Origin of the sequence: Panacibacter ginsenosidivorans (genome assembly GCF_007971225.1) — a bacterium.
In the GTDB taxonomy this organism is placed as follows: Bacteria; Bacteroidota; Bacteroidia; order Chitinophagales; family Chitinophagaceae; genus Panacibacter; species Panacibacter ginsenosidivorans.
In genome coordinates, this window is record NZ_CP042435.1 from 3,949,737 (window position 1) to 3,972,918 (window position 23,182).

Consider the following 23,182-nt stretch of genomic DNA (forward strand, 5'->3'; position numbering starts at 1 on the left):
TGTATGCAACAGCAACGCTTAAAAAAGATAAGAATACTTGTAGTGTTCTTTATTATTGTACTTGCATTAAGTGGTATTACTGCATTTCCTGTTTATACTGAACTAAGTTTTCTTCAGCAACATGGCTATATGAATAATGACCAGTTTTTTGGCCCATGGTTGAATAAAGTTAATGGTGTTATTGATACTTATGGAAAGTATCCTTTTTTATTTTATGGGTATGATTGGTTAGCTTTTGCACATCTTGTAATTGCAGCACTATTTTATGGTGTTTATAAAAACCCTGTGAGAAATAAATTTATTCTGAGTTGGGGAATGTTTTGTTGTGTAAGTATCATTCCACTTGCATTTATTTGTGGAAATATAAGAGGTATTCCAATCTATCATATACTGATTGATTGCAGCTTTGGTGTTATTGGAATTATACCATTGTATGTTTGCAGAAGATATGTTCTGCAGTTGGAAGCTTTGCAAAAGCAACAGTCTACAGCATTGCAGACATAATTCTTTCCTGTATTTCTTTTAATTCATCAGGAGATAATTTCAATTTCTTTCTTGTAAAGTTGAGGTCATCGGAAGAGTTGATAGGAAGCAAGTGCATATGTGCATGAGGCACTTCAAGACCGATGACTTCTATACCGCAACGATCGCAATGAAAACTTTTTTCAATTGCTTTTGCAATTGGCTTTGCAAACAACAACATTTCACTTAAGTAATCATCGGGCATATCGAAGAACTTATCTGCTTCTATTTTTGGAACTACCAATACATGCCCTCTTACCAGTGGAAAAATATCTAAGAAAGCATAAAATTTTTCATTCTCTGTAATTCTGTAAGAGGGAATTTCTCCGGCGATAATTTTTGAAAAGATGGTCATACTATTGCGGATTGATGATTTCTGCCTGCAGATTTAGGAATAATTACTCAAATAAAAAAAGCTTCTCAAAACGATTGTGTTTTGAGAAGCTTTTAATTTAAATTTTTACTTGCTAATTCTTCCCGCAACTGATAAGTCCTGCACTTTCAGAAGTGAAATCTACTTTGCTAAGTGAGATCATGATAATATGATCATTACCTTCTTTTATTTTAACAGTACAATCTGGTTTTAAGTTTTTGAATACTTGTATTGTATTGGTTACAGGCCACTTTATTTCAATGCTTTCTACTATCGAAGCTTGCCCAATGCCTATATGTTGTATCAAAGGATTTGAGCCAAAACTACCACCTGAATTTACCTCATCGTATACAGACCTTTCAACGCCATTTTCGCGGAAAGTGACTTTTATTTTTGCCCCGATAGCGACCCTGTTGCATATAGTTCCTTCCAAAGAAAGGTTTATCCAATGGTTGTTATTTTGACCGGGGTTAATATAAAGCGAATTTTGATAAGCGTCTCCGGTATAAGCGCCGCCCATTTCAACATATATATCCTCATCTCCATCATTATCAAGATCAGCAAACGAAACCCCATGTCCTTTTTGTAAATTACCGACCCTTGCAGAAGAAGTAACATCAATAAATTTCCTGCCATCCATATTCTTAAACATTTTATTGGGTACTAATGACTGGAAAAGCGGGTTTCCGGTACCAAGATATATATCTGGATAACCATCATTGTCAATGTCTCCGAAATTGGCACCCATCGCAAAAGCAACTTTATTCAAACCAACTTTGTTGGTAACATCCTCAAAGGTTCCGTCATGCTTATTCCTAAAGAGAAATTGTTTGCCTGCATTACCAACGGGCATATGCAATGCTTCTGCTGCAGTATAACATCCCAGTGATTTATTAAAGTCGTAACTGCATACCAAAATATCAAGCCAGCCATCATTATCATAATCCCAAAACCAGGTAGGAAAAGTACGGGCCTTGCATTCATTTAATCCTGCCTGCCCTGTAACATTTTTGAAATGAACAACACCATTTTTGATGCCTTCGTTTTTAAGCAACACTTTTTGAGTATCTAATGTTGAGATGAAAATATCAGGCCAGCCGTCATTATCATAATCCCCCGATGTAACCCCTTTTATGAAAGCTTCAATATTACTATTGCTTTGAATAGCTACGTTTGTAAAAGTGCCGTTTTTATTATTGATATATAACTCAGAGGTGTTTGCATCATATTGACTGTTTGATTCGTTTCCGATAAAAACATCCAGCCAGCCATCATTATTAAAATCATTCCATGTGGCTGCTTGTGTTGGATGAAAAGAAAGTAGCCCGCTTTCTTTTGTAACATCGGTAAAAGTACCATCACCATTATTGCGCAGCAGAGAGTTGGGTTCTTTGCCATATGTTCCTTTCCATGCGCCACGCAATACAAAGATATCTTTGAGTCCATCATTATTGTAATCTGTTTGCATAATATTAAGACCACCTGTAAAACTTTTTAGTCCTGATGAATCAGATACATCTGTAAAGCTGCCATTGCCATTGTTCCTGCAATAATGCATGCTTTCTTTTAAACCCCATGAAGATGTTATAATATCTAAATAGCCATCATTATTAAAGTCTTCAAGAATACTGCCACCAGCCATATTTTTTGTATTTAATCCTATGTTTATTGCAGCGTCAATAAATGGTTTTACAATTTTGGAAGTATCTGCATCAAGCCCTTTTATCAGGTATTCAGCCGGTACAGATCTTGGGTATTCACCAATGGTCATATAAGCAATATTGAGTAACCATCTTGATTCAAGATCTCCGGGATCATTCTTCAAAAGCGTTTCATATACTTCTATGGCTTTTTGTGAGCCTGTTTTATTTATATGTATGCCACTACCTTGTATAGGAAACACGCAGGATTCTTCACCATGGTTATGAATGCAATTAATTCTTTCCCCAAGCCGTAAATATGCAACAGCAAGATCTTTCCTAATCATTGGTATGCGGGAAAGATCTGCAGGGTCTACGTTTTCAATCAATCTTTCAAATGTGTTTATTGAGCGCTGCTCATCTCCCAATTCAAGAAGTGTACTGGCTTCACAATATGAGGCCATCACTGTTTGCATATAGTCTGAGGAATGTTTTAACACAGAATCATAGTACGCTAACTGTGCTTCAGGACAAAAAGAATTTTGAATTACACATTCGCTTTTTGCAACGGTAGAAAGCAGGTTTATCATTTCTCCGTTAGGAGTAACTTTTTCATTGCATGCGGGGTGCGAAGCTAGCAGTATAAATACAATTATTTTAGATATAGTATGTTTCATTTAATTAAGTTTTGGCGCCTGTTGCAGTATATCTATACAACGGGTAATGTTATCCAAAATGGACAATCATGTTTTTTTCAACGGTGGTCCATTGTGCAGTATTCTGCTGTGCAGAAATTGCAATAGATCATAATACATGAAATGCTAATTACACTCCTGTATTTTACTGTTTATGTACCAGGCCTTTGAATATGCATTAAGCTTCACTTGCGTCGCACACTTGTACTGTAGCAATTATTGCAGCACAGCAAAAAATTAAATCACTATAGAATTTTGTGTTCCGGGTTTAATACATTATTTGTTACGCATTGATAAAAGCATGATTTATAAGCTACAGATGAACATAATGCGACGCAACGATGACGCTATGAAATACTGCAGTTTGTAACACAAAGAAATTTGCAGCATGCAATCAGCCCAATATAAAAGCAAGTGTAAATAGAAATATGATTATTAAGGAGAGGATAATATCAGCAGGAAATATCAGGGGGCTGTTCGGGGGAATCTAAAAAACATGTTGATAAATGAGGAGAAAAAAGCTGGTATTTTTGTAAGGAAGCAACAGCTGTAAAAATTAAATATTCATTATCGGGTTTGTTGCATTCATTTTCAGAAGTAATTTTTTTTGCAAAGGGTTCAGATTGTTTTTTCTCTGAAGCCGGATTAGTAACATCGCTGCTACTTCCTGCATATGCTGTTCTGGCATTGTTCAATTGGGTTTTACTGAGGTTAGGCACACAAAATAAATAAAGTGTATCGTTATATACTTTTCGTTTTACATAGTTGTAATGAATTCCATTTAATTCAATTTCTCCATCAAAACGTTCATATTCCATTTGCTGCGGTCCATAAGGTAAATCCATCGGCACTTTAATTTCAATTAGTGCAGCTTCATTATAATTGCCATTGTCTAATTCTTCTACCATTAGTTCATCTGCGCAGTTTATGAAATAGTCAAAGAGTAAGGAATATCCCGCCAGATTTAACAGGTAAACTGCAACTAATAATATGGCAAATATTTTTTTCAATAGTGTTATGCGATAAGTTAGTTTCTATACCAATTAACTGAAAGTAATTTCTGTGTAAATGTTTTATTATGCTCAGGTGTATTTAATCTGTTGAATAATATAAGCGATAAAACAGAGACCTTTATTAAGGTCTCTGTTTTATTATTTTTATTCTCCTTCTGTTTGCGGTATTGGTAATGCAGACCATACCTGGTCTCCTGTTCTGTCTAGTGGTAGTTCACCCAGTTTATTATATCTGCGCATGTCAACCCAACGATGACCTTCATAAAATAATGAATATCTTCTTTGATTGAGCATTTCATTAATAAGATCATCTTTGGAAGGTTCTGAATTACTATAATCTTCGAGCCCGTGACCATTACGTATGATGTTAATAGCAGTAATTGCATTATCAAAATCATCGGTTTGAATACTAGCTTCTGCATATATCAAAATCAATTCTTCATTCCTGATAATTGGGATAGGCGCCACGCTTGAAGTGTAGACCCACAGATCCCTGTCACTGGTAAGTCCATCTTTTGTTACAGGTGTGGTACGCAATGTAGCTTTATTGATCCTGTCATCACCACCTTCAATTTCATCAGCGTAGGAGGGATGTGCTAAGCGCACTTCACCATTTTGTTCCTGTGGAAAGAATGCGGTGTTTAACTGATCTCCTGTGCCTGTACCGAATACTTCAAATACGCCTGTATTAAAATCTCCGTTAAGATCAAAGAAAGATGCATTAAGATCAGTTAAGGCATTTGCCCATTGCTGGCGATATACATCAACTCTTGCAGCAAGTGCACGATTAAACTTAGTTAGCCCTGCTGCATCTGAAAGTGAACCGAAGCCATCGGTGAGCGGAAACAGAACCGTAGCGCCACTAAGGTCGGTTTTGGCCTCATCAAGTAATGATGCAATAGCTGCAATAGATTCATCATAACCAAGTATTGGACCGAGATTATTGGGATCTGATACATCTACACGAATACCATTTGTATAAGTGAGATTTAGGTTCATCAACAGATCATATGCCTTGATCGTTTTTGCAAAACCGAGATATCCCTTTTTCTCATCGTCTGCGATCTGTGTTGAATTGGTGGCGGCATCTATCAATACATTACAGTTCTTTACAACACGGTACCTGGATCCCCATGGATTGGTGATATAGAATCCTGTATTGTTCACTGGTGCGGAGCCTAACAATTCGCTGGTATATCTTGGGTCTGCATTGGAAAAACGATACATTTCACGACCCATAACACCTACAGCATCAAGGTATAATCCTTCATTGTTACGCATACCAGAAAGTGTTCCTGCTACAAGACCATTTAACTGATCTTTCGACGCATTTTTTAAATAGTCTTCGATAGTAGGACTGTTGAGGTTACCGTAATCCTTTTTACAGGAAGGGAGATACGCGGCAAACAGCAGTACTACTATTATATTTAAATTGAGTATTCTTTTCATTTTTATAGGTTTTCTTTTTTAGAAATCAATAGTTACATTCAATGAAGCACGTTTAGACGCAGGGAAAGGATCGACATCTACACCGGTAGAGAAGCCTGTACCAAAGTTGGAAACTTCAGGATCATAACCACTGTATTTTGTGATGGTGATATAATTGTTGAGTGAAACACCTGCACGTAAACCATGAATAATCTTGCCTGGTATTTTATTGAATGTATAATACAAACCTATTTCCCTGAAACGCAGATAACCAGAGTTCTCTACAAAGCCTCTTGCACTACCCCAAGAAATGACATGATCCTGTCTACACCATCTGGTGTTTGGTTGTTGTTTGCATCAGCATCGTAATCTGCGCTGGTACTGCCGAAATCATTAAGCAGGTTTGTAAGATTTACATTGTCTCCTTTATATTTCCAGTGAATAAGAAAACGCAGACTAAGCTTATTAAAGAAAGTAATTTCATTAAATGTGTTCATCTGGAATTTTGGTTCCTGGTTTCCTAAAACCACAACTCCTTCCTGGGCAGGTGCATTTGTACCTACAATTTGTGTTGCAGATTTTCCTTCTTCTATCTGGAAGGTTCCTAAGCTGGTGCCAAAGGAACCAAGCTGTACCGGTGGTATAGTAAGTTTAGTAACTTTTGAACGGTTAAGCCAGAAGTTTACGGAAGTGTTCCATTTGATAGTTTTAGAAGAAATTGGCTGTGCGTTCATGCCAATTTCAAGACCCTGGTTACGCAGGTCACCTGCGTTAATAAATTTTGTTGAGAAACCGGAAGAAGGCGGTACGGTTGCCAATAAAAGAAAATCATATATCTTCTTGTTATAGAATGTTACTTCAAAACTAAGTTTATTATTAAGCACACTAAAATCAAGGCCGCCTTCAAGTTCTGTTTGTCTCTCTGGTTTTATATTTGGATCGCCACCCTGAATGTTTACAATAGAACCTTGTAATCCTCCGATGTTTGAAGCAACAAGTGTGGTGAACTTACTGCCGAATGCAGGAAAATTTGCAGACTGCCCATAGGCTGCACGTAGCTTAATGTTGTTGAAGAAATTATTATCAAGTACACCGAGACGTGTCAGATTGATTGATAAGCCACCTTTTGGATAGGTGTAAAATCTTTCAACGTCACCGTTATTGGTTGAACGATCAAAACGTACACCAGCATTTAAATTGATCGCATCAAGGATACTTACTTCTTCCTGTGCAAATATTCCATCATTTTCAAACTTATTTCTGAATTGCTGTGCTGTTAAAGCACCACCCTGGTCAACATTTGTCTGACCTGGTGCTACCTGCGTTGCCACATCCAGGATATTGTTGAAATCACCCTGCTCCTGTGTATAACCTGCAGATGTAGTGAACCCTAAATTATCTGACGGATTAAAAGTGTTTACCAGAGATAAGATATAATTTGTATTCAAACTCTTTGTAAAACCTTGTACAGATGTTCCTTTATTTACAGATTGAAACTGAAGTTCTCTTGGAAATTGTGCATTAGTAACAAGATTGTAAAAATCAACGCCACCCCTGCCTATGAATTTTGTAGTTGATTTATTTCCTTTTAGCAAAGTAGCATCTACATTAAAACCCGTTGTAAAACGATTTACATTTTCATTATTCTGCATTAAAGCAATTGTTTGCAAAACGTTTGATGCTGAGAAGGAGTTTGCAGGATAATTGCCGAATTCATCAGGATGCAGTTCAACAAAATCAGGAGTTGACGAAAGCGAAATACTATACGTTACACCTGCATTATCATTACCGGTTAACCCTCTGTCTGCAGAAGAGTTTACATAGTTTGTACTAACTCCAAACTTTATGTTATCGGTAATTTTATGGTCTACATTTAAACGCAAGCTGGTATTGCGATAACCTGTTCTCTGTACGATGCCTTCTTCTTTTTTCTGCGCTGCCGAAAAATAAAAACTTGTTTTATCATTACCACCGGTCATACTTAAAACACTGTTACGGGTAAAGCCGGTATTGCCATAAACTTCTTTTTCATAATCGTATAGTTTTCCTGCAGATTGTGCATCAAGGAATTGCTGTTTTAATGCAGCACTGGTTTCAGGATCGCTTGATAAACCTGCAGCAGTTTCTGCAGTAAACTGGCGCACACCCAACAGCTTACGCACTTTTACAAAGCCAACATCCTGCGAAAAACTGATCTTTGTTTGACCAGACTTACCTCTTTTAGTGGTGATAATAATTACACCAGCGGCCGCTCTGGATCCATAAATTGCCGCTGCGGAAGCACCTTTTAAAATTTCAATGTTTTCTATATCCTCTGCGCGCAGATCTGCTATACGGCTACTGGCATTATCCTGGGTAGATACATTGCCACCCGCTGCGGCTGCGGTAACTGCATTTAAACCCGCAGAAGTTGCAGAATTATCCATAAATACACCATCAACTACATACAGCGGTTGTGTATTACCGAATATAGAAGTTACACCTCTTAATTTTACAGATAAGCCGCCACCCGGCGCACCACTGTTTGCATTGATATAGGCACCTGCCACTTTTCCATTCAAAGCAGCATCAAAAGTTTGTGCAGGGGCAACACCGTTTAGTTGTTTTGAAGAAATAGTTCCAACTGCGTTTGCAAGATTTCTTCTCTTTACAGTAGTAGCCAAACCTGTTACAATCACTTCATCAAGCCGCGCAATATCTTCTTCGAGCTTTACATTTAAATCGCCTGAAATATTATCAGCTTTAAATGTCTGCGATTTAAAACCGGTAGAACTAATAACAATCGAGGAACCGGCAGGTACCGCCAGTCTGAATTTTCCTTCTGCATCTGTTGCAGTACCTATTGTTGTTTTTTCTACAATAACACTAACACCCGCCAGCGGAACTCCTTTTGTATCTGTTACAGTTCCACTAACAGTTTTGTTCTGTGCATAAATACAGGGCGGCAGCAGCAGCATGCACAATAGCCCTGTAATGACTAACAAACTTTTTCTCATTGAGTTTGATTTTTTGGTTTAATAATTATGATGGGTTTGTGGTATTGAAATTTTTTTGATCATGATGAGTACGTTTTAAATGCATGTGTTTTTTATTTAATAATGAGTAAATAGAAGCATGAGTTTTTTTATGATCCGGTCTTTTGAATAACTATTAAGCTTTGGTTGCGTCGCACACTTGTACGTTCCTATCTTTACTCAATTACGTACAAAAAAATTAAGTTTAATTAGTGCATTATGTATGGCAATTTGTTTGCTATAGCATTTAAAAAAGACACAGCCACTAAACTTTGTGTTGCACCATTTATCATTGTGTATTTTATAATTTGACAATCAGTTGACAAATGTTATACTTTACAAGTGTGCGACGCAAGGGACGCTGAGATATATTCTTTGTCGGGTTCATAAATAAATTTCTCTTTGAATACTTATGCAGGTTGCTTTTGTAAATAAATATGACTGCCATATCCATTTTCTGCTACCTGCTTAGCTCTTAACGGATAAGAACTCAAATCTGTTGGGGTCTTTGCCGCAAGACCATCAACATACCTGTTAAACATGCAGAATGCAGCGGCAATAAGCACCGTATCGTGAATGTCTCTGTCCGTTGCACCAGATTCACGTGCTTTTGCAACATCGTGTTCAGTAACAGCTTTGCCACTCTTTTGCACTTTACCCGCAATGTTCAGCAATGCTTTGAGTTTATCAGAAATATCTGCAGTTGTGTAATCATTTCTTACATCATCTACCAACGAACGGTTGCCGTTGAGATAACAAACCGCAATTTCTCCATGCGAATGATGACAATAAAAACAATCATTCAAATAAGAAACATACGTAGCAATGAGCTCACGGTCTCCACGTGAAAGGCCATCATCGCTGCGCAATAAAATTTCTGCAAGCGCACTCATGGGTTCGGCGGTCTCTGGTCTGAAAGCCATTAACGACCGGATGCCCGGAAGATTTGGATCAACTTCTATATGTGCCATATTTTTATTTTAAAGTGAGGTGATTTATTTGTACAGATCAAAATCTATATAACCTTCTGCAGCCCTGCGTGGTGCACGTTCTACATACACCTGCCTGTCTTGCGGCGCCCAAGTACCAAGCCCATCTACATATCGGTTGAACATGCAGAATGCAGCAGCAATTAAAACAGTATCATGTATTTCTCTATCTGTTGCACCAAGTTCTCTTGCATGATCAATTTGTTCTGCAGTTACATGCTTCCCACTTTTCTGTACACTGCCTGCAATGGCAAGCAATGCTTTCATCTTATCTGAAATGTTGGATGAAAGAAAATCTTTCTTAATGTTGTCTATGAACTGCATATCGCATTGCATATAATGTTGCGCTAATGCTCCATGCACATTCTGACAAAAGAAGCAATCATTCAAAGAAGACACATAAGCACCGATCAATTCTCTTTCACCACGTGATAAAGTGTTGTTATCATCGTGCAATAAAATTTCCGCGAGTTCATTTAAAGGCTTTGCAGTCTCAGGCCTGAATGCCATCGGACCTCTTATGCCCGGTAAATCATTTTGAAGATCTATATATGCCATAAAAAGATTTTAGATTTTAAATTAATAAGCAGTTTCTGCTGGCATTACATAACCCTTTGCCATGCGTTCTCCCATTGCTTCATACACTTCAGGATCTGTTGGTGTAAAACTTGCAAGCCCATCTACATACCTGTTGAACATACAGAATGCAGCAGCAATTAAAACAGTGTCATGTATTTCCCTGTCATCTGCTCCTTCTTTTCTTGCAGCAACAATATCATCGGGTGTTACTTCTTTGCTAAGTATCTGTACCTTACCAGCTATATGCAGCAAGGCTTTCAGCTTATTGCTAACAGGTGCATGCCGCATATCCTTTAATACTTCATCAACTGTATTTTTTGCGTCGCCATATAAACATCTTGCTGCGGCTGCGTGACTGCTCATGCAAAACATACAATCATTGCGGTAAGAAACATAAGCTGCAATCAATTCTCTTTCTGCTTCACTTAATGTTGATGGACCTCTCAATAAAACTTGTGCTAATTCATACAGCGGCTTGCCAGTTTCTGGTCTGAACATTACCAAACTTCTTATGCCTGGTACGCCTTCGGGGACTTCTATGTGTGCCATTTTTATATAAGATGTGTTATGTAATTTTTTTTGAGCCGGGCATTAGTAATACTATGATACTTTCGTTGCGTCGCACTCTTGTAGGTTTAGAACACTATTCAGCTTTTCGATTTTCTTTCGCCAACCATGTTACAATAAAACCAATAACAAAGATGAATGAGAAAGTAAAAACAGCATTTCCATAACCACCAAGCAATGTTACCAGTGCACCAATAAAGAATACAACAGTACCTGTAAATAATCTTCCTACATTAAAACAAAAACCTGTTGCAGATGCACAAATTGAAACAGGAAATAGTGCAGGGATATATACTGCTAATGCCCCCTGGCTTATACCAAAGAAGAATACAAGCAATGCCATCTCTGCAAAGGTTGCAACAGTAACAGTTGTGTTTAATTTGAATACAACAAAGGCCATGATGAAACAGGCTGCAAAACACATCATCATTGTTTTGCGCAAGCCAATTGCATTAACGATCCAACCGGAAAAGAAGCTGCCGATAATACCACCACCTGCAAGTATCATCATTGTCATACCACGTTGTTGTTGTACATCATAACTGGTGGAAATACTTTGCACCCATGTAGGCGCCCATGAAAAAATTGCCCATAAACCAATAAGCATGGCGCCAAACACAACAGAGCCGATCAATAAATTTTTTCTGTAAACAGGCGCAAAAAGTTGTTTGTTGATACTTTCTTTTTTTTGTACGGCTTGCTTATCCGTTTTCCATTTTTCTGATTCAGGTAAAGTAAAATAAGCAAATAAAGCTAAGGCAACAGGAGCAAGGCCTATCCAGAATGCAGTTCGCCAGTCTTCTGTAAAATTGTTAATTGCACCTGCTGCAAAAAAACCCACAGGCATGGCCAAAGAAACAATACCCTGTATAACTGCTTTTTTCTTTTCAGGCCATAACTCGCCAACAAGAATAGTTGTTGTAACTAACACACCACCTATACCAAAGCCTGATAGGAACCTGCATATACTTACCAGTAACCAGGATGACGAGATGCCTGTTACTAAAGCAAAAAAGCCAAAGGTGGCAGTAGATAAAATCACAGATTTCGAACGTCCGATCTTATCACAGATAATGCCCAATGCAATGCCACCAAACATCCAACCGAAAATAAAAACACAATTGATCCATGCACTTACATCATTCAGCTTTTCTTCGGATACATTTCCCAGCAGATCTTTTACTACAATGGGTAAATAAACAGACATCAGCATAGAAATAATTCCACTGAAAAACGTACTTAGAAAACATATAATAAAAGCAATGCCAGGCCTGCCTGTAATATAACTTTCCGAAACCGGCAATGTTGTAATATTTATTTTCTCGTTCGGGCTAACGGTTCCTGTTTCCATCTTAATGTGTAGTTGTTTGTTTAAGATGGTCATAACCCTGCGGCAAACGGTTGTAGCCATTCTTTTTTAGTCTTCCACCAAGGCTTGTGTAGAATGAAGGGTCATCCGGAGCTACTGTAGCAAGGCCATCTACATAACGGTTGTATAAACAAAACAATGCAGCTATTAAAACTGTGTCATGAATTTCAACATCTGTTGCACCAGCTTCTTTTGCTTCCCGGATAGCACTTTTAGTTACACTCTTTCCGCTTTGTTGTACTTGTGATGCAATGATCAAAAGCTTTTTCATTTTATCACTTACAGGCGCAGTGTTAATATCCTGTTTTATACTTTCACAAGTATTATGCTCGCCAAGTAAAACATCAGCTGCAGCAGTATGTGCAGTTGCACAAAACTTACAATCATTGCGATGCGAAACAATTGTTGCAATTAACTCTCGTTCTGCTTCTGATAAGGTTGAAGTTCCACGCATGAGTACCTGCGTTAATTCACGGATTGGTGCTGCTGTATCCTGCCTGTATTCAAGCAAACCGGTTATGCCGGGCAAATGCTCTTCCAATGGTATATATGGCATGGTAAAAAAAGTGATTAATAATTTATAATGAAACTTTGAATTGCTGTTTGAGACTGCATTTATGCTGCGTCTTGCAACATGCTGAATTCTGAACAGAACGTATAAGTGTGCGACGCAACAACTGATGAGTGCAGCTATGCAGGCTGGCTAATAAAATAATACAGGCCTTTTTTGCTGTTATTCAAAATGCAGTTCTAAAAAACTTATACAAGCGATTGTGGAGGTTTGCCTGCTGTTTCAATAAAGCAACTGGCTAAGAAAGGATTCATGATTGTTATATGCTGGTTAATCCGGATATGAAAACAGGTAAGATCGTATTGCATGGATTGATAGCTGTATTCGCTAAAAAATGTACTTTTTATTGCGGATGATTCACTTCCTTTTTTGCTTGAAGGAGCATCACTTAGTTGCTTTGCGTAATCGTTTTTTGTTGCATACAATTGTGTTTTTTGCGCATTGGGCAGGCAAAGTAAATGTAATGTATCATTGGTTGTTTTGCGCTTAACGTAATTGTAATGTGTGCCATTAAATTCAATGCTGCCATCATAACGTTCATAGTCATTCTGGCTTTGCATGTAAGGCATATTCAGCGGGATAGCTATTTCCACAAGTTCTGCATCTTTATATGCTGCTTTGTCTATTTGTGAAACTGCATCTTTATCTGAGAGCGATATAAAATATTTGAAAATAAAAGTATAGAAAACACTGCTGCACAGGTGAAGTGTAAGTAACAATATGGCGCCTATTTTAATCAAATGCAGTTGTTATGATGGTACTAAAATAGGATTTATTATAATAAAAAATATTTTTAGAGCTACTAAACATGTATGGAGCCTGTGGAAAATAAAAAAGTGCAGTTATTTACTGCACTTCTTATAAGATGTAAGGCTGGCGTTAAACAGTAATATCTTCAATCCTGAATTTAATAACCCCCGTTGGTGCTTTAACTTCGGCAATATCGCCTTTGAGTTTGCCAAGTAAACCCTGGCCAATGGGAGAACCTACAGATATTTTACCGGCTTTCAGGTCGGCTTCTTTTTCACCTACTATCTGATAAGTAACCGTTTTTTTGGTACCAATATTGGTAATAGTTACCCTTGTCATTATAGAAACTTTACTTGTGTCAATAGTACTTGCATCTACTATCCTGGCTATAGCCAGTTGATTTTCAAGCAATTTCATTTTAGCTTCCAAAATGCCCTGGGCTTCTTTGGCCGCATCGTATTCGGCATTTTCTTTAAGATCACCTTTTTCTCTTGCTTCTGCAATAGCCCTTGAAGCAGCAGGCCTGTCTACCGATTTCATGCGGTGAAGCTCTTCCTTCATATTCTCGTAAGCCTCTTTGGATACATACATTACATCACTCATAACATTGAGGTTTGCGTTAGATAAAAAAATACAACGCCACATATTTATTGTATGCAGCGTTGCAGAATATCAAAATTACAGGAATATGGTTTTAAAAACAAGAACAAAAAGACGCATAAAAAACCAAAGATTTTAACATTCATACACACATAAAGTGTACAATAATGCGTTATTGTCTTAATAAAAAACCTCAATCCATGAAAAATCTATCCTCTTACAGTAACGTGAAAAACATTAGCACCATAGGAAACACTCAAACTGGCCATCATTATTGGGTGGGCCGGGTAGGCAAAGAGAAAGATTTCTTTGCAGGTCAAACCTTTCGTGCCAACAAAACAGGAGATTTGAAATCTATCTCCATTTTTCCTGAAATAATTATTAGCGAAGGAGAAGCCACGTTAAGCGTATTTGAGTTTGACACTGCAAAACGTGAGTGGAAAGAAAAAGTTGCTGAGACTATTGTTGTTATTAAAAAATCTATGGAGAAACAATGGTTATCTTTTGAGCTTAAGGATGTAAAGCTCGACAGCAACAAGCAATATGCTTTTAAAGTAACCTGTGCCAAAGAGGCTATGATGGCTATTGCTGAAAGTCATTGGAAAGAAAAGAACCTTTATAAAGAAGGTGCACAGTGGACGGGTTCATCAGAAAATCCCAAAGGGTTGTTCCACCAGAATTTCGACCTGAGTTTTATTGCGGCAATAGAAAATAATTAATTGCTGACGAAGGCTTAATAAAAGGCAGTATTGTTTTACCGCAATACTGCTTTTTTGTTTCCGGCTATGATGTTTTATGGCATCGCCTGTTGTGTCACTCGCTTGTACGTTCCAAAAAATTATCGGCATGTCTTCAAAAGCATAAGCCCTCTTGATCACAGCCACCAACTGGTTTGAAAACTGCCCCTTCTGTTATAGTGAATTCAGGCTGGTGTTGCTGCGCCAGTCTTCGAAAGATTTTTACAATGGCTTTAAAAATGTTTCTGGCTGCACAGCAGCTACTCCCAATTTTCCATTGATAACAAAAAGGAAATACCTTCTAAACTCAATGATTCAGCCTGGAGATAGTAATTTTATAAATGGTGCCAGCGTTTTGAAGTACAAGAGTGCGACGCAAGGAACGATGCTATGAAAAGCGATAGCCCGGCTCATAATAAATAAAAAAGAGACTACAATAGTGCAGCCTCTTTTTCTATCTTGCTGTTATGAGAAAACATTATTGAATCATATCATTTCCACCACTGTTATCTGCTTTTGTATTTTTGCGTTTGAATAAACTTGCATCAAATTTTCCGAAACGGTAGTTAAGATTGAAGCGCAGAACCTGCGGGTCTCTTCTGCGTTCTGAATACTGGTTGAAGTAATCAGACTCGGAATATGTTTTATACACCTGGGTTCTAAGAAAGTCGTTCATGCTAAGTGTAAGCGAAAGGCTTTTTCCATTCTTCCATGTCCAATCTTTCTTTACAGCAACATCAAAACTGTATCTTGGATCAAGATATCCCTGTGCAGAAGTAATAGAGCCGCCGAAGAAACCACCTCCACCACGACCACCACCAGAGTTAGCTGGTAATACAGTTCTTGCCTGATAATCTCCGGACAACTGAATGGAAAACCCTTTTGGTAATTTAAAGTTGTTATTAATTTTAGCAAACCAACTCCATTTTTCATTGGTTATATTGCTTTGTGCATCACCACCATTTATCTTTGAGTTGAATACATTCACGTTAACCGTAAGATCCCAGATCTTAGCCAGGGTTATTTTATTGGTAAACTCCATTCCAAAAGACCTGCTGTTATCTGCATTTACAAATGTGGTATAATATACACTATCGTTTTTGTTGATGGTTGTGTCTGGATTTATATTTCTGTAAATAAAATTTGTGATAAGATTATTGGTTCTTTTATAATAAGCTGATACCAGAAAGTTTGCGCCTTTTTTATAGGCGTAATTATAATTCAATTCAAAAGAATTAGTGAATTCCGGTTTAAGATCCGGATTACCAATGCTTATGTTCAGTGGATCGCTGTTGTCAATAAAAGGCAGTAACTGGAAGAAATTTGGCCTGTTTATACGGCGTGAATAATTTACCTGGAAGTCCTGTTTTTCGGTAAGTTTATAAGTTATAAAAGCGCTTGGGAAAAGACTTACAGGATACTTGACGGAAAAGGCAGAATCTTTACCAATAAGATTTCCATCGTAGTTAGAACTTTCTAGACGTAATCCTAACTGGTAATTTATTTTCTTTGTTTTAAGACTATAGGTTGTATAAGCTGCGTAAACCTGGTCTGTAAATTTATATTTACTACTTATAGAAGGAAGCAAGGCATACTCATCAGTTGAGTAATCATAAAAATACTGATCATTTAAGTTTTCAAAATTTCTAATTGCTGTTCTTACCCCCGCTTCTATTTTATTTTTATCATTGAATTGGTTCTCGTAATCACTTTGTATGGTTAAAAATTTATTGGAACCAAAACCATTTGTCTGTTGAAGCAGGGAAGGATATTTTATTGAGTAGGATGGTGGCGTTAAATAGTTTGTTGTATAATTACCAGCATTATTATTTGTGCTTGAGTTATAATTTATATCAGCAGTAATATCATGTCCATTTTCCGTAAAATTATGCCTGAAACTCAGCATTCCGCCAAAATTTTTAAAGTTTCTCTTCGAGTTGGTATAGCGGTCGCTGTGCGTAGCAAAAACAGTATTGATAGTTGAATCGATAATCTGCGACTCTGAAGAATTAAACTGCCCACGATTATAATTTGCAGCAAGTGAAATCGTATTTCTGTTGTCAACAAAATAATCAAGGCCGCCACGAAGAAATGCAAAATAGCCTTCGTTCACGGCATCACTTGTTTGATGAATGGTGCTTACAGGATCAATAAAATTATTCCTGTCTGTTATGGATGTTGATTTTGATTTGCGTTGGTTATAATTTCCACTGAGGAAAAAATTTAGTTTGTTTTGGCGCACATTTATATCAACACCGGTATTTATTTTGCCACGTGAATCAACACCCATTCTTACGCCGCCATTATAGCCGGTCTTTTTATTCTTCTTTAAAACAATATTCAGTATACCGGCATTACCGCCAGAGGCATCGTATTTTGCGGAGGGATTAGTTACAAGTTCAACCCTGTCTATAATATCAGCAGGTATCTGGTCAAGTGTAAGTGTTGTAGGTCTCCCATCAACAAATAAAGTTGGTGTAGCATTTCTTAAAGTAACGTTGCCATCAATATCCACATTTAGTGTAGGTATCTGCTTCATTAACTCAGTTGCAGTTTGACCTGTGCTAACAATATTCTTATCTACATTAAATATTTTTCTGTCAACGCCCATTTCAAAAAAGGGTTTTGCAGATGCAGTTACTGTAACGCCGGTAAGATTTGTCTCTGATGCAGCAAGTTTAATATTGCCAAGGTCTTTATCAATCATTCCAAGCATTTGCTGGGCGCGATCCTGCTGACTATTGTCTGTACTGGCAGCTCCACCTTGCGGTCTTTTAATCCCAAACGAAACAGGTTTATTATAGTCAGTATAACCAACAGCGCTAATATGCAGCTGGTAATTTCCAAACATGGAAAGGTTTTCAATGCTAAAATCTCCGTTCTTTTCAGTGATTAATGTAGCGACGATAACATCCTTCATTTTCTTGGTTGCTGAATCAAATTTGTGCCCGATCAATTGCACGCTGGCTGCATCTATGCCTTTATTAGTACTGCTGTCAACAACTTTGCCATACATGTGACCAATGTTCATATTCTGGCCATTCCCTTGTCTGTTAAATGATCCGGCAGGAGGCTGTGCCATAACTGTGGTTAGTGCCAAACTGCATATGAGCGTAAATAGTAGTTTCATCAATTCGTTTCTTTTTCAGATTTTAAAAACTAATCACAGCAAAGGTTTAGCTCTTTCTATGGTTTGCAACATGTTTGGTGTTTTATTTATTAAGCAACGGCTCAACTAAAGAAGCGGTTAAAAATATTATTCCAGCAAAGATTTTTATAGCATCATCGTTGCGTCGCAATCACTTTATCATCTCCAAAAAAAGCATCTGTAGTTCGTATGCTGCGTTGGAAAAATTAATTTTTAAACAACACTTAACACCAGCAAGGTAAGCACTAACTGAATAATGCCTGCCAGCAAACCACTGATTGCAAAAACAACTTCTATCCTTCTTATTGTTTTTCTAAAATTTTTATAAAAGAGCGCTTCAGTTTTTTCTATAGAAACCGATTGCAATTTTAACACAATCTCCTTTTCGAGTTCACTGCTTTGCGACAAGTTGCCAATAAACTGCGACATAACTGACGGAAAAAGCTCTTTTAACTCTTCCAAAAACAACTCTTTCAACTGGTTAGTAATTTTCTCACCAATGAACATAGATATAACAGGAATTGCTTCTTTTAGTTTATGATCTAGGAAATTATCAATATGGGCTTCAATCGCAGGCATCGCTTTTTCAAGCGTTTCAGGTCCTGTGAGCTTTTCATTTATGAATGAGGAGTTAAGTATTTCAATATTTACGGCATGTGCAATAGAAACAGTCATTCCCTCTTTCACTTTTGGTAATAAGCCGCGCCATCTAATACCGGCAATATTAATTACTTTGAAAGGTCTGAATATACTTCTGACGGCAAACTTTATCATTAGCCATGAAAGTAAGGCCGCAACAAAAGGAACCAGTAAAAGGGTATTATTCATAGTTATTATTTTAATAAAAAAAGCCTTGTAAACGGTTTGCGTTTACAAGGCTTACTACGGGAGGATGATGGGTCTCGAACCCACGGCCTTCAGTGCCACAAACTGACGCTCTAACCAACTGAGCTACAACCTCCGTACAATAACTTATTTGTTATAGGGCAGCAAAAATAAAGAAATACAATTAGCCGCCAAAATTAGGATGCATCTTTTATTTGCATCATTTTGGCCAACTTACCAAAAGCAAAGTTTCAACGGATCATTTACAGGTATACTAAAATGAATTTTTTAACAGCAAACTTTCATAATAATACCCGGTTATATAGCGGGTGTTTTTTGTTTTCCAATTCCTTTAAATGGGTGATGAATCGAGCCTGAAAGAAATATTACAAATAACCCCAAATGTTGTAATGTTTCCACCCTTTACATGTGCTTTAATATCTTTTACCCAAACAGAATCAATGTTGCGGATGGTTTTGGATGCTTCTTTTACAGCGTTTCGTATAGCATCATCTATACTTACTTCTGAAGATGCAATCACTTCGATAACTTTTACAAGTGGCATAGCAATGTTTTAAATTAATGAGTGTAAATGTTGTTGAGCGGAAGATACAAAGGCAGCATTAAATACAAAAATTCTTTTGTTGTTTATTAGCTTGTGGCTACTTCTTTTTCCCAACCTGTTTCTTTTAGTGCAGGGTCTTTTTCTTTTTTTAGGAAGTCACCATCAGTTGAAGCGCCGCCAATCGCAGCATCCATCAACGCACTGTCTGGTACTATTTTTACCGGTTCTCTCCACGAAGTACTTTCATCATTGTATGCATGATTACTTAATGAATTATAACAGGAGATGAGAGACCATCTTGGTTTATCGCTGAGATTGGCTTCGCTGCGGTGTAAAATATTGCTGTGAAAGAATAAGGCATCTCCCGGTTCTATTTCTACATATACATGTTCCATTGTTTGCAGTGCATTATTTACCATGGTCATATCTGCACCCACCTGTTCACCACTAAAGCCGTGGTTCACGCGTCCCATTTTGTGTGAGCCCTTTATTACCTGTAAGCATCCATTGGCTTTATTCGCTTCTGTTAACGCAATCATTACGCTCACCAATTGGTCCGGAAAAAGAAACTGGTTCTTGTACCAGTAACCGTAATCCTGGTGCCATTCCCAGGCGCCGCCAACCCGTGGCTCTTTTTGCATAAGCTTTGTATGAAAATGACAAACAGGACTATCACTGTCTAATAATTTGCCAACGGATTTTACCATTCTTTCGCTGCGGAGCAACATACTATAAACGTCATTACCCGGTGTAAACCACAACGTAAGTTTTGTTTTGCGTCCGCTTTGATCATTCAAATCAACTGCATTTTCTTTTACCACTGCATCTCCGGTTGCAATGCTATAAAGCTTATCAATTTCCTGTTTGCTGAAGAAATTCTTTACAATTACATAGCCATCTTTATGAAAGGCTTTCACATCAGCATCGTTAAGTATTTGTGCCATAAAATAATTTTTTTGATGATATTAAAATTACACTGACCACTTTAAGCGGGGATAAATGTAAAACAATTGCACCTGTAAAATGTACTGATATTTCTAATCTTTGATAAAGTTTGCCTTAATCATTTACTGCGGTGGTTTTGCTGATAAACTACTGATTATCAAATATTACAAAACCTCATATGCCTGTTCAGTATTGAACAGAACGTACAAGAGTGCGACGCAACTGAAGCTTCATCTTTTTACTTTTGCCGGGTTAAAAAACAAATACCAAAAATTACTGAGTTCCAGCTCCAATAATCCAATTGCTTCCCTTACCTTTGCCGCCCGAAAATCTATTTAATAACAAAAAATTTCAGGGTAATGAACAATTACGAATTGATGGTGATTTTTACCCCTGTGCTTTCTGAGGAAGAATTTAAAGCTGCCCAGAAAAAGTACGCCGACTATATAATTGAGCACGGCGGAAGCATTACGCACAGCAATCCCTGGGGTCTGAAATCACTGGCGTATCCTGTCCAGAAGAAAACCACAGGTATTTACTGGGTTCTGGAATACAGTGCGCCATCCAGCTTCAATGAGAAGTTTAAAGTACAAATGCTACGTGACGAGCATATGATGCGTCACATGATCACTGCACTCGATAAATACGCCGTCGAGTACAATGCCAAAAAGAGAAGTGGTGTACCTACAGGAATTGAAAAAGTAGCAACCATATAAATCATGGCAAAGGCAAACGAAATAAAATACCTTACGGCGATAAAGCAGGAAAAACCTAAAAAGAAATTCTGCCGTTTCAAAAAGTATGGTATAAAATACATCGACTACAAAGACATCGAGTTCCTGAAGAAATTCATCAACGAGCAGGGTAAAATTCTTCCCCGCCGTTTATCAGGTAACTCTTTAAAATATCAGCGCAAGGTTTCAGATGCCATTAAAAAGGCACGCCAGATGGCACTGTTACCTTTTGTAACTGATCTTTTGAAATAGAATAATTAGTAACCATCCCTAATCCGTTTTACAGCGGAGACAGTCTAAATCAAATTCACCGATTGGGCTCTTGGGAACTAAAAAACAAAACAATGCAGGTAATATTAATCCAGGATGTAGATACACTGGGCCAGGCAAATGAAGCGGTTAAGGTAAAGAACGGCTATGCCCGTAATTATTTGATCCCCCGGAAACTTGCGGTAGAAGCAAGCCCTTCTAATCTTAAACAATTAGAAGAAAAGCTGAAAGTAAAAGCCAGAAAAGAAGCTGCAATGCTGGCGCAGGTTAAACAGGTAATTGCTGCTTTACAAAGCGGCCCTGTAAAGATCGGTGCAAAAACAGGCACCAGCGGCAAGATCTTCGGAAGCGTTACAGCTCTTCAGATTGCACGCGCTATCAAAGATCAGAAAGGTTATGAGATCGATCGCAAACGCATCACCATCGTTGATGAGGTGAAAGAATTAGGCACTTACAAATCTTCTATCGATTTCGGCGGCGGCAACGTTGCAGAAATGGAATTCGAAGTGGTAGGCGAATAATTCGCTCTAACGTCTACATACAGTTTACATTATAAGACCATCACATTTTTGTGGTGGTTTTTTGTTTGATCTAACTGTTTTCTATCCGACCATTTTTCTTTTGAACCCAACTTTTGAATTCTATAGCATCGCCTCTTGCGTCGCACACTTCAGCGCTCCAAACATTTATCAGCAAAGCAAAACGTCCTTTGTATTTTATAACCTATAAACCTATATTTTTGCATCCCGTAACAATCAGGATTTAAGCGCACAAACCAATTATAAACTATGCGACAAATTGCTTTTCGTGAGGCCATCCGTGAGGCCATGAACGAAGAAATGAGAAGAGACGACAGGGTATTTTTGATGGGTGAAGAAGTTGCCGAATACAACGGCGCTTACAAAGTAAGCCAGGGTATGCTGGCAGAATTTGGTCCAAAACGTGTAATTGATACACCTATTGCAGAGCTTGGTTTTACTGCTATCGGTGTGGGTGCGGCGCAAAACGGGTTACGGCCTATTGTTGAATATATGACCTGGAACTTTGCTGTATTGGCGTTAGACCAGATCTTAAATACAGGTTCTAAAATGCTTGCCATGAGTGGCGGTCAGCTTGGTTGTCCCATCGTTTTTCGTGGTGGCAACGGCAGCGCAGGTCAGCTTGGTGCACAACACTCTACAGCTTTTGAAAGTTACTATGCAAATATTCCCGGTATAAAAGTGGTTTCGCCTTCTACACCTTACGATGCTAAAGGTTTATTGAAACAAGCCATCCGTTATGAAGAAGATCCGGTAATATATATGGAAAGTGAAGTAATGTATGGTGATAAAGGCGAAGTACCTGAAGAAGAATATTACATTCCATTGGGCAAAGCCGATGTAAAAAAACAAGGCCGCGATGTGACCATCGTTTCTTATAATAAAATGATGAAAGTGGCTTTAAGTGCTGCTGCTGAGTTAGAGAAAGAAGGTGTAAGCGCAGAAGTTATTGATCTCAGAACGATTCGTCCATTAGATTGGCAAACGATTCTTGACAGTGTAAAGAAAACAAACCGTTTGGTAATTGTTGAAGAACAATGGCCTATGTGTTCTGTTTCTTCTGAAATTTCGTACCGCATTCAGAAGGAAGGTTTCGATTATCTTGATGCACCCATCCGTCGCATCACCAGTGCGGATGCACCTATGCACTATGCGCCAAATCTTGCCGCTGCTTACCTCCCGGATGTACCACGCACAGTAAAACTGGTAAAAGAAGTGATGTATATGAAAAAGTAGAAAGCTTTATATAACGTAACTAAACTATATTATCAATCCCGCTGCCACAAATGCACGGGTTTTTTTATTTTAT

Annotated in this window: 23 protein-coding genes and 1 tRNA gene; 6 read left to right on the forward strand and 18 right to left on the reverse strand. The window is 37.9% G+C overall.

Annotated features, from left to right (window positions below; all coding sequences use genetic code 11):
• The first annotated feature begins 3 nt into the window (after nt 1-3).
• Nucleotides 4-504: a hypothetical protein gene (locus FRZ67_RS16565; RefSeq protein ID WP_147191265.1), complete on the forward strand. Its 501-nt coding sequence runs from the start codon at nt 4-6 to the stop codon at nt 502-504.
• On the opposite strand, the gene FRZ67_RS16570 is transcribed toward FRZ67_RS16565, so the two are convergent.
• The 13 genes from FRZ67_RS16570 to greA form a co-directional block, all read right to left on the reverse strand.
• Nucleotides 485-877, reverse strand: coding sequence for an HIT family protein (locus tag FRZ67_RS16570; RefSeq protein WP_147191268.1), 393 nt, complete (start codon nt 875-877; stop codon nt 485-487). The genes FRZ67_RS16565 and FRZ67_RS16570 overlap by 20 nt on opposite strands.
• 112 nt (nt 878-989) lie before the next feature.
• Nucleotides 990-3,212 (reverse strand): CRTAC1 family protein, encoded by a 2,223-nt coding sequence (locus FRZ67_RS16575; RefSeq protein WP_147191271.1) that lies wholly within the window; start codon nt 3,210-3,212, stop codon nt 990-992.
• Between the two features lie 470 nt (nt 3,213-3,682).
• Nucleotides 3,683-4,240 (reverse strand): hypothetical protein, encoded by a 558-nt coding sequence (locus tag FRZ67_RS16580; RefSeq protein WP_147191274.1) that lies wholly within the window; start codon nt 4,238-4,240, stop codon nt 3,683-3,685.
• Between the two features lie 147 nt (nt 4,241-4,387).
• Complete coding sequence (locus tag FRZ67_RS16585; protein ID WP_147191277.1) at nt 4,388-5,692, reverse strand: RagB/SusD family nutrient uptake outer membrane protein; 1,305 nt, start codon at nt 5,690-5,692, stop codon at nt 4,388-4,390.
• Between the two features lie 18 nt (nt 5,693-5,710).
• Nucleotides 5,711-5,917, reverse strand: coding sequence for a hypothetical protein (locus FRZ67_RS23655; protein ID WP_225975374.1), 207 nt, complete (start codon nt 5,915-5,917; stop codon nt 5,711-5,713).
• A 35-nt stretch (nt 5,918-5,952) separates the two neighbouring features.
• Nucleotides 5,953-8,667: a SusC/RagA family TonB-linked outer membrane protein gene (locus tag FRZ67_RS16590; protein WP_225975375.1), complete on the reverse strand. Its 2,715-nt coding sequence runs from the start codon at nt 8,665-8,667 to the stop codon at nt 5,953-5,955.
• Between the two features lie 428 nt (nt 8,668-9,095).
• Entirely contained in the window at nt 9,096-9,656 is a 561-nt protein-coding gene (locus FRZ67_RS16595; RefSeq protein WP_147191279.1) for a carboxymuconolactone decarboxylase family protein, read from the reverse strand.
• Nucleotides 9,657-9,680: 24 nt separating this feature from the next.
• On the reverse strand, nt 9,681-10,232 hold the full coding sequence (locus tag FRZ67_RS16600) for a carboxymuconolactone decarboxylase family protein (RefSeq protein WP_147191282.1): 552 nt from the start codon (nt 10,230-10,232) through the stop codon (nt 9,681-9,683).
• Between the two features lie 21 nt (nt 10,233-10,253).
• Nucleotides 10,254-10,802 (reverse strand): carboxymuconolactone decarboxylase family protein, encoded by a 549-nt coding sequence (locus FRZ67_RS16605; protein WP_147191284.1) that lies wholly within the window; start codon nt 10,800-10,802, stop codon nt 10,254-10,256.
• A 94-nt stretch (nt 10,803-10,896) separates the two neighbouring features.
• Nucleotides 10,897-12,204: an MFS transporter gene (locus FRZ67_RS16610; RefSeq protein WP_158638388.1), complete on the reverse strand. Its 1,308-nt coding sequence runs from the start codon at nt 12,202-12,204 to the stop codon at nt 10,897-10,899.
• A complete protein-coding gene (locus FRZ67_RS16615; protein ID WP_147191288.1) occupies nt 12,173-12,745 on the reverse strand; it encodes a carboxymuconolactone decarboxylase family protein in 573 nt (190 codons plus the stop codon). Before FRZ67_RS16615 ends, FRZ67_RS16610 begins: the two co-directional genes overlap by 32 nt.
• Nucleotides 12,746-12,948: 203 nt before the next feature.
• Nucleotides 12,949-13,500, reverse strand: coding sequence for a hypothetical protein (locus FRZ67_RS16620; protein WP_147191291.1), 552 nt, complete (start codon nt 13,498-13,500; stop codon nt 12,949-12,951).
• Nucleotides 13,501-13,639: 139 nt separating this feature from the next.
• Nucleotides 13,640-14,113 carry a transcription elongation factor GreA gene (greA, locus tag FRZ67_RS16625; RefSeq protein WP_147191293.1) on the reverse strand — a complete coding sequence of 158 codons (474 nt, stop codon included), beginning with the start codon at nt 14,111-14,113 and terminating at the stop codon, nt 13,640-13,642.
• 197 nt (nt 14,114-14,310) lie between these two features.
• Here greA and FRZ67_RS16630 point away from each other — a divergent pair, with 197 nt between their 5' ends.
• A complete protein-coding gene (locus FRZ67_RS16630; RefSeq protein WP_147191296.1) occupies nt 14,311-14,829 on the forward strand; it encodes a hypothetical protein in 519 nt (172 codons plus the stop codon).
• Between the two features lie 496 nt (nt 14,830-15,325).
• On the opposite strand, the gene FRZ67_RS16635 is transcribed toward FRZ67_RS16630, so the two are convergent.
• The 5 genes from FRZ67_RS16635 to FRZ67_RS16655 form a co-directional block, all read right to left on the reverse strand.
• On the reverse strand, nt 15,326-17,929 hold the full coding sequence (locus FRZ67_RS16635; protein WP_147191298.1) for a TonB-dependent receptor: 2,604 nt from the start codon (nt 17,927-17,929) through the stop codon (nt 15,326-15,328).
• A gap of 279 nt (nt 17,930-18,208) precedes the next feature.
• Nucleotides 18,209-18,823: a hypothetical protein gene (locus FRZ67_RS16640; protein ID WP_147191300.1), complete on the reverse strand. Its 615-nt coding sequence runs from the start codon at nt 18,821-18,823 to the stop codon at nt 18,209-18,211.
• Nucleotides 18,824-18,882: 59 nt separating this feature from the next.
• Nucleotides 18,883-18,956 (reverse strand) — tRNA-His (locus tag FRZ67_RS16645).
• A 216-nt stretch (nt 18,957-19,172) separates the two neighbouring features.
• Nucleotides 19,173-19,385: a dodecin family protein gene (locus tag FRZ67_RS16650; protein ID WP_147191302.1), complete on the reverse strand. Its 213-nt coding sequence runs from the start codon at nt 19,383-19,385 to the stop codon at nt 19,173-19,175.
• Between the two features lie 86 nt (nt 19,386-19,471).
• Entirely contained in the window at nt 19,472-20,329 is an 858-nt protein-coding gene (locus FRZ67_RS16655) for a phytanoyl-CoA dioxygenase family protein (RefSeq protein ID WP_147191304.1), read from the reverse strand.
• 360 nt (nt 20,330-20,689) lie between these two features.
• Between FRZ67_RS16655 and rpsF the strand changes: the two genes are divergently transcribed.
• The 4 genes from rpsF to FRZ67_RS16675 all read left to right on the forward strand — a co-directional run bounded on the left by rpsF (nt 20,690) and on the right by FRZ67_RS16675 (nt 23,109).
• Entirely contained in the window at nt 20,690-21,046 is a 357-nt protein-coding gene (gene rpsF / locus FRZ67_RS16660; protein WP_147191306.1) for a 30S ribosomal protein S6, read from the forward strand.
• Between the two features lie 3 nt (nt 21,047-21,049).
• On the forward strand, nt 21,050-21,316 hold the full coding sequence (rpsR, locus tag FRZ67_RS16665) for a 30S ribosomal protein S18 (protein WP_147191308.1): 267 nt from the start codon (nt 21,050-21,052) through the stop codon (nt 21,314-21,316).
• Nucleotides 21,317-21,408: 92 nt separating this feature from the next.
• Nucleotides 21,409-21,855, forward strand: coding sequence for a 50S ribosomal protein L9 (rplI, locus tag FRZ67_RS16670; protein ID WP_147191310.1), 447 nt, complete (start codon nt 21,409-21,411; stop codon nt 21,853-21,855).
• Between the two features lie 267 nt (nt 21,856-22,122).
• The gene (locus tag FRZ67_RS16675) at nt 22,123-23,109 is read left to right on the forward strand and encodes a pyruvate dehydrogenase complex E1 component subunit beta (protein WP_147191313.1); all 987 of its coding nucleotides are present in this window, start codon (nt 22,123-22,125) and stop codon (nt 23,107-23,109) included.
• Nucleotides 23,110-23,182 lie beyond the last annotated feature (73 nt).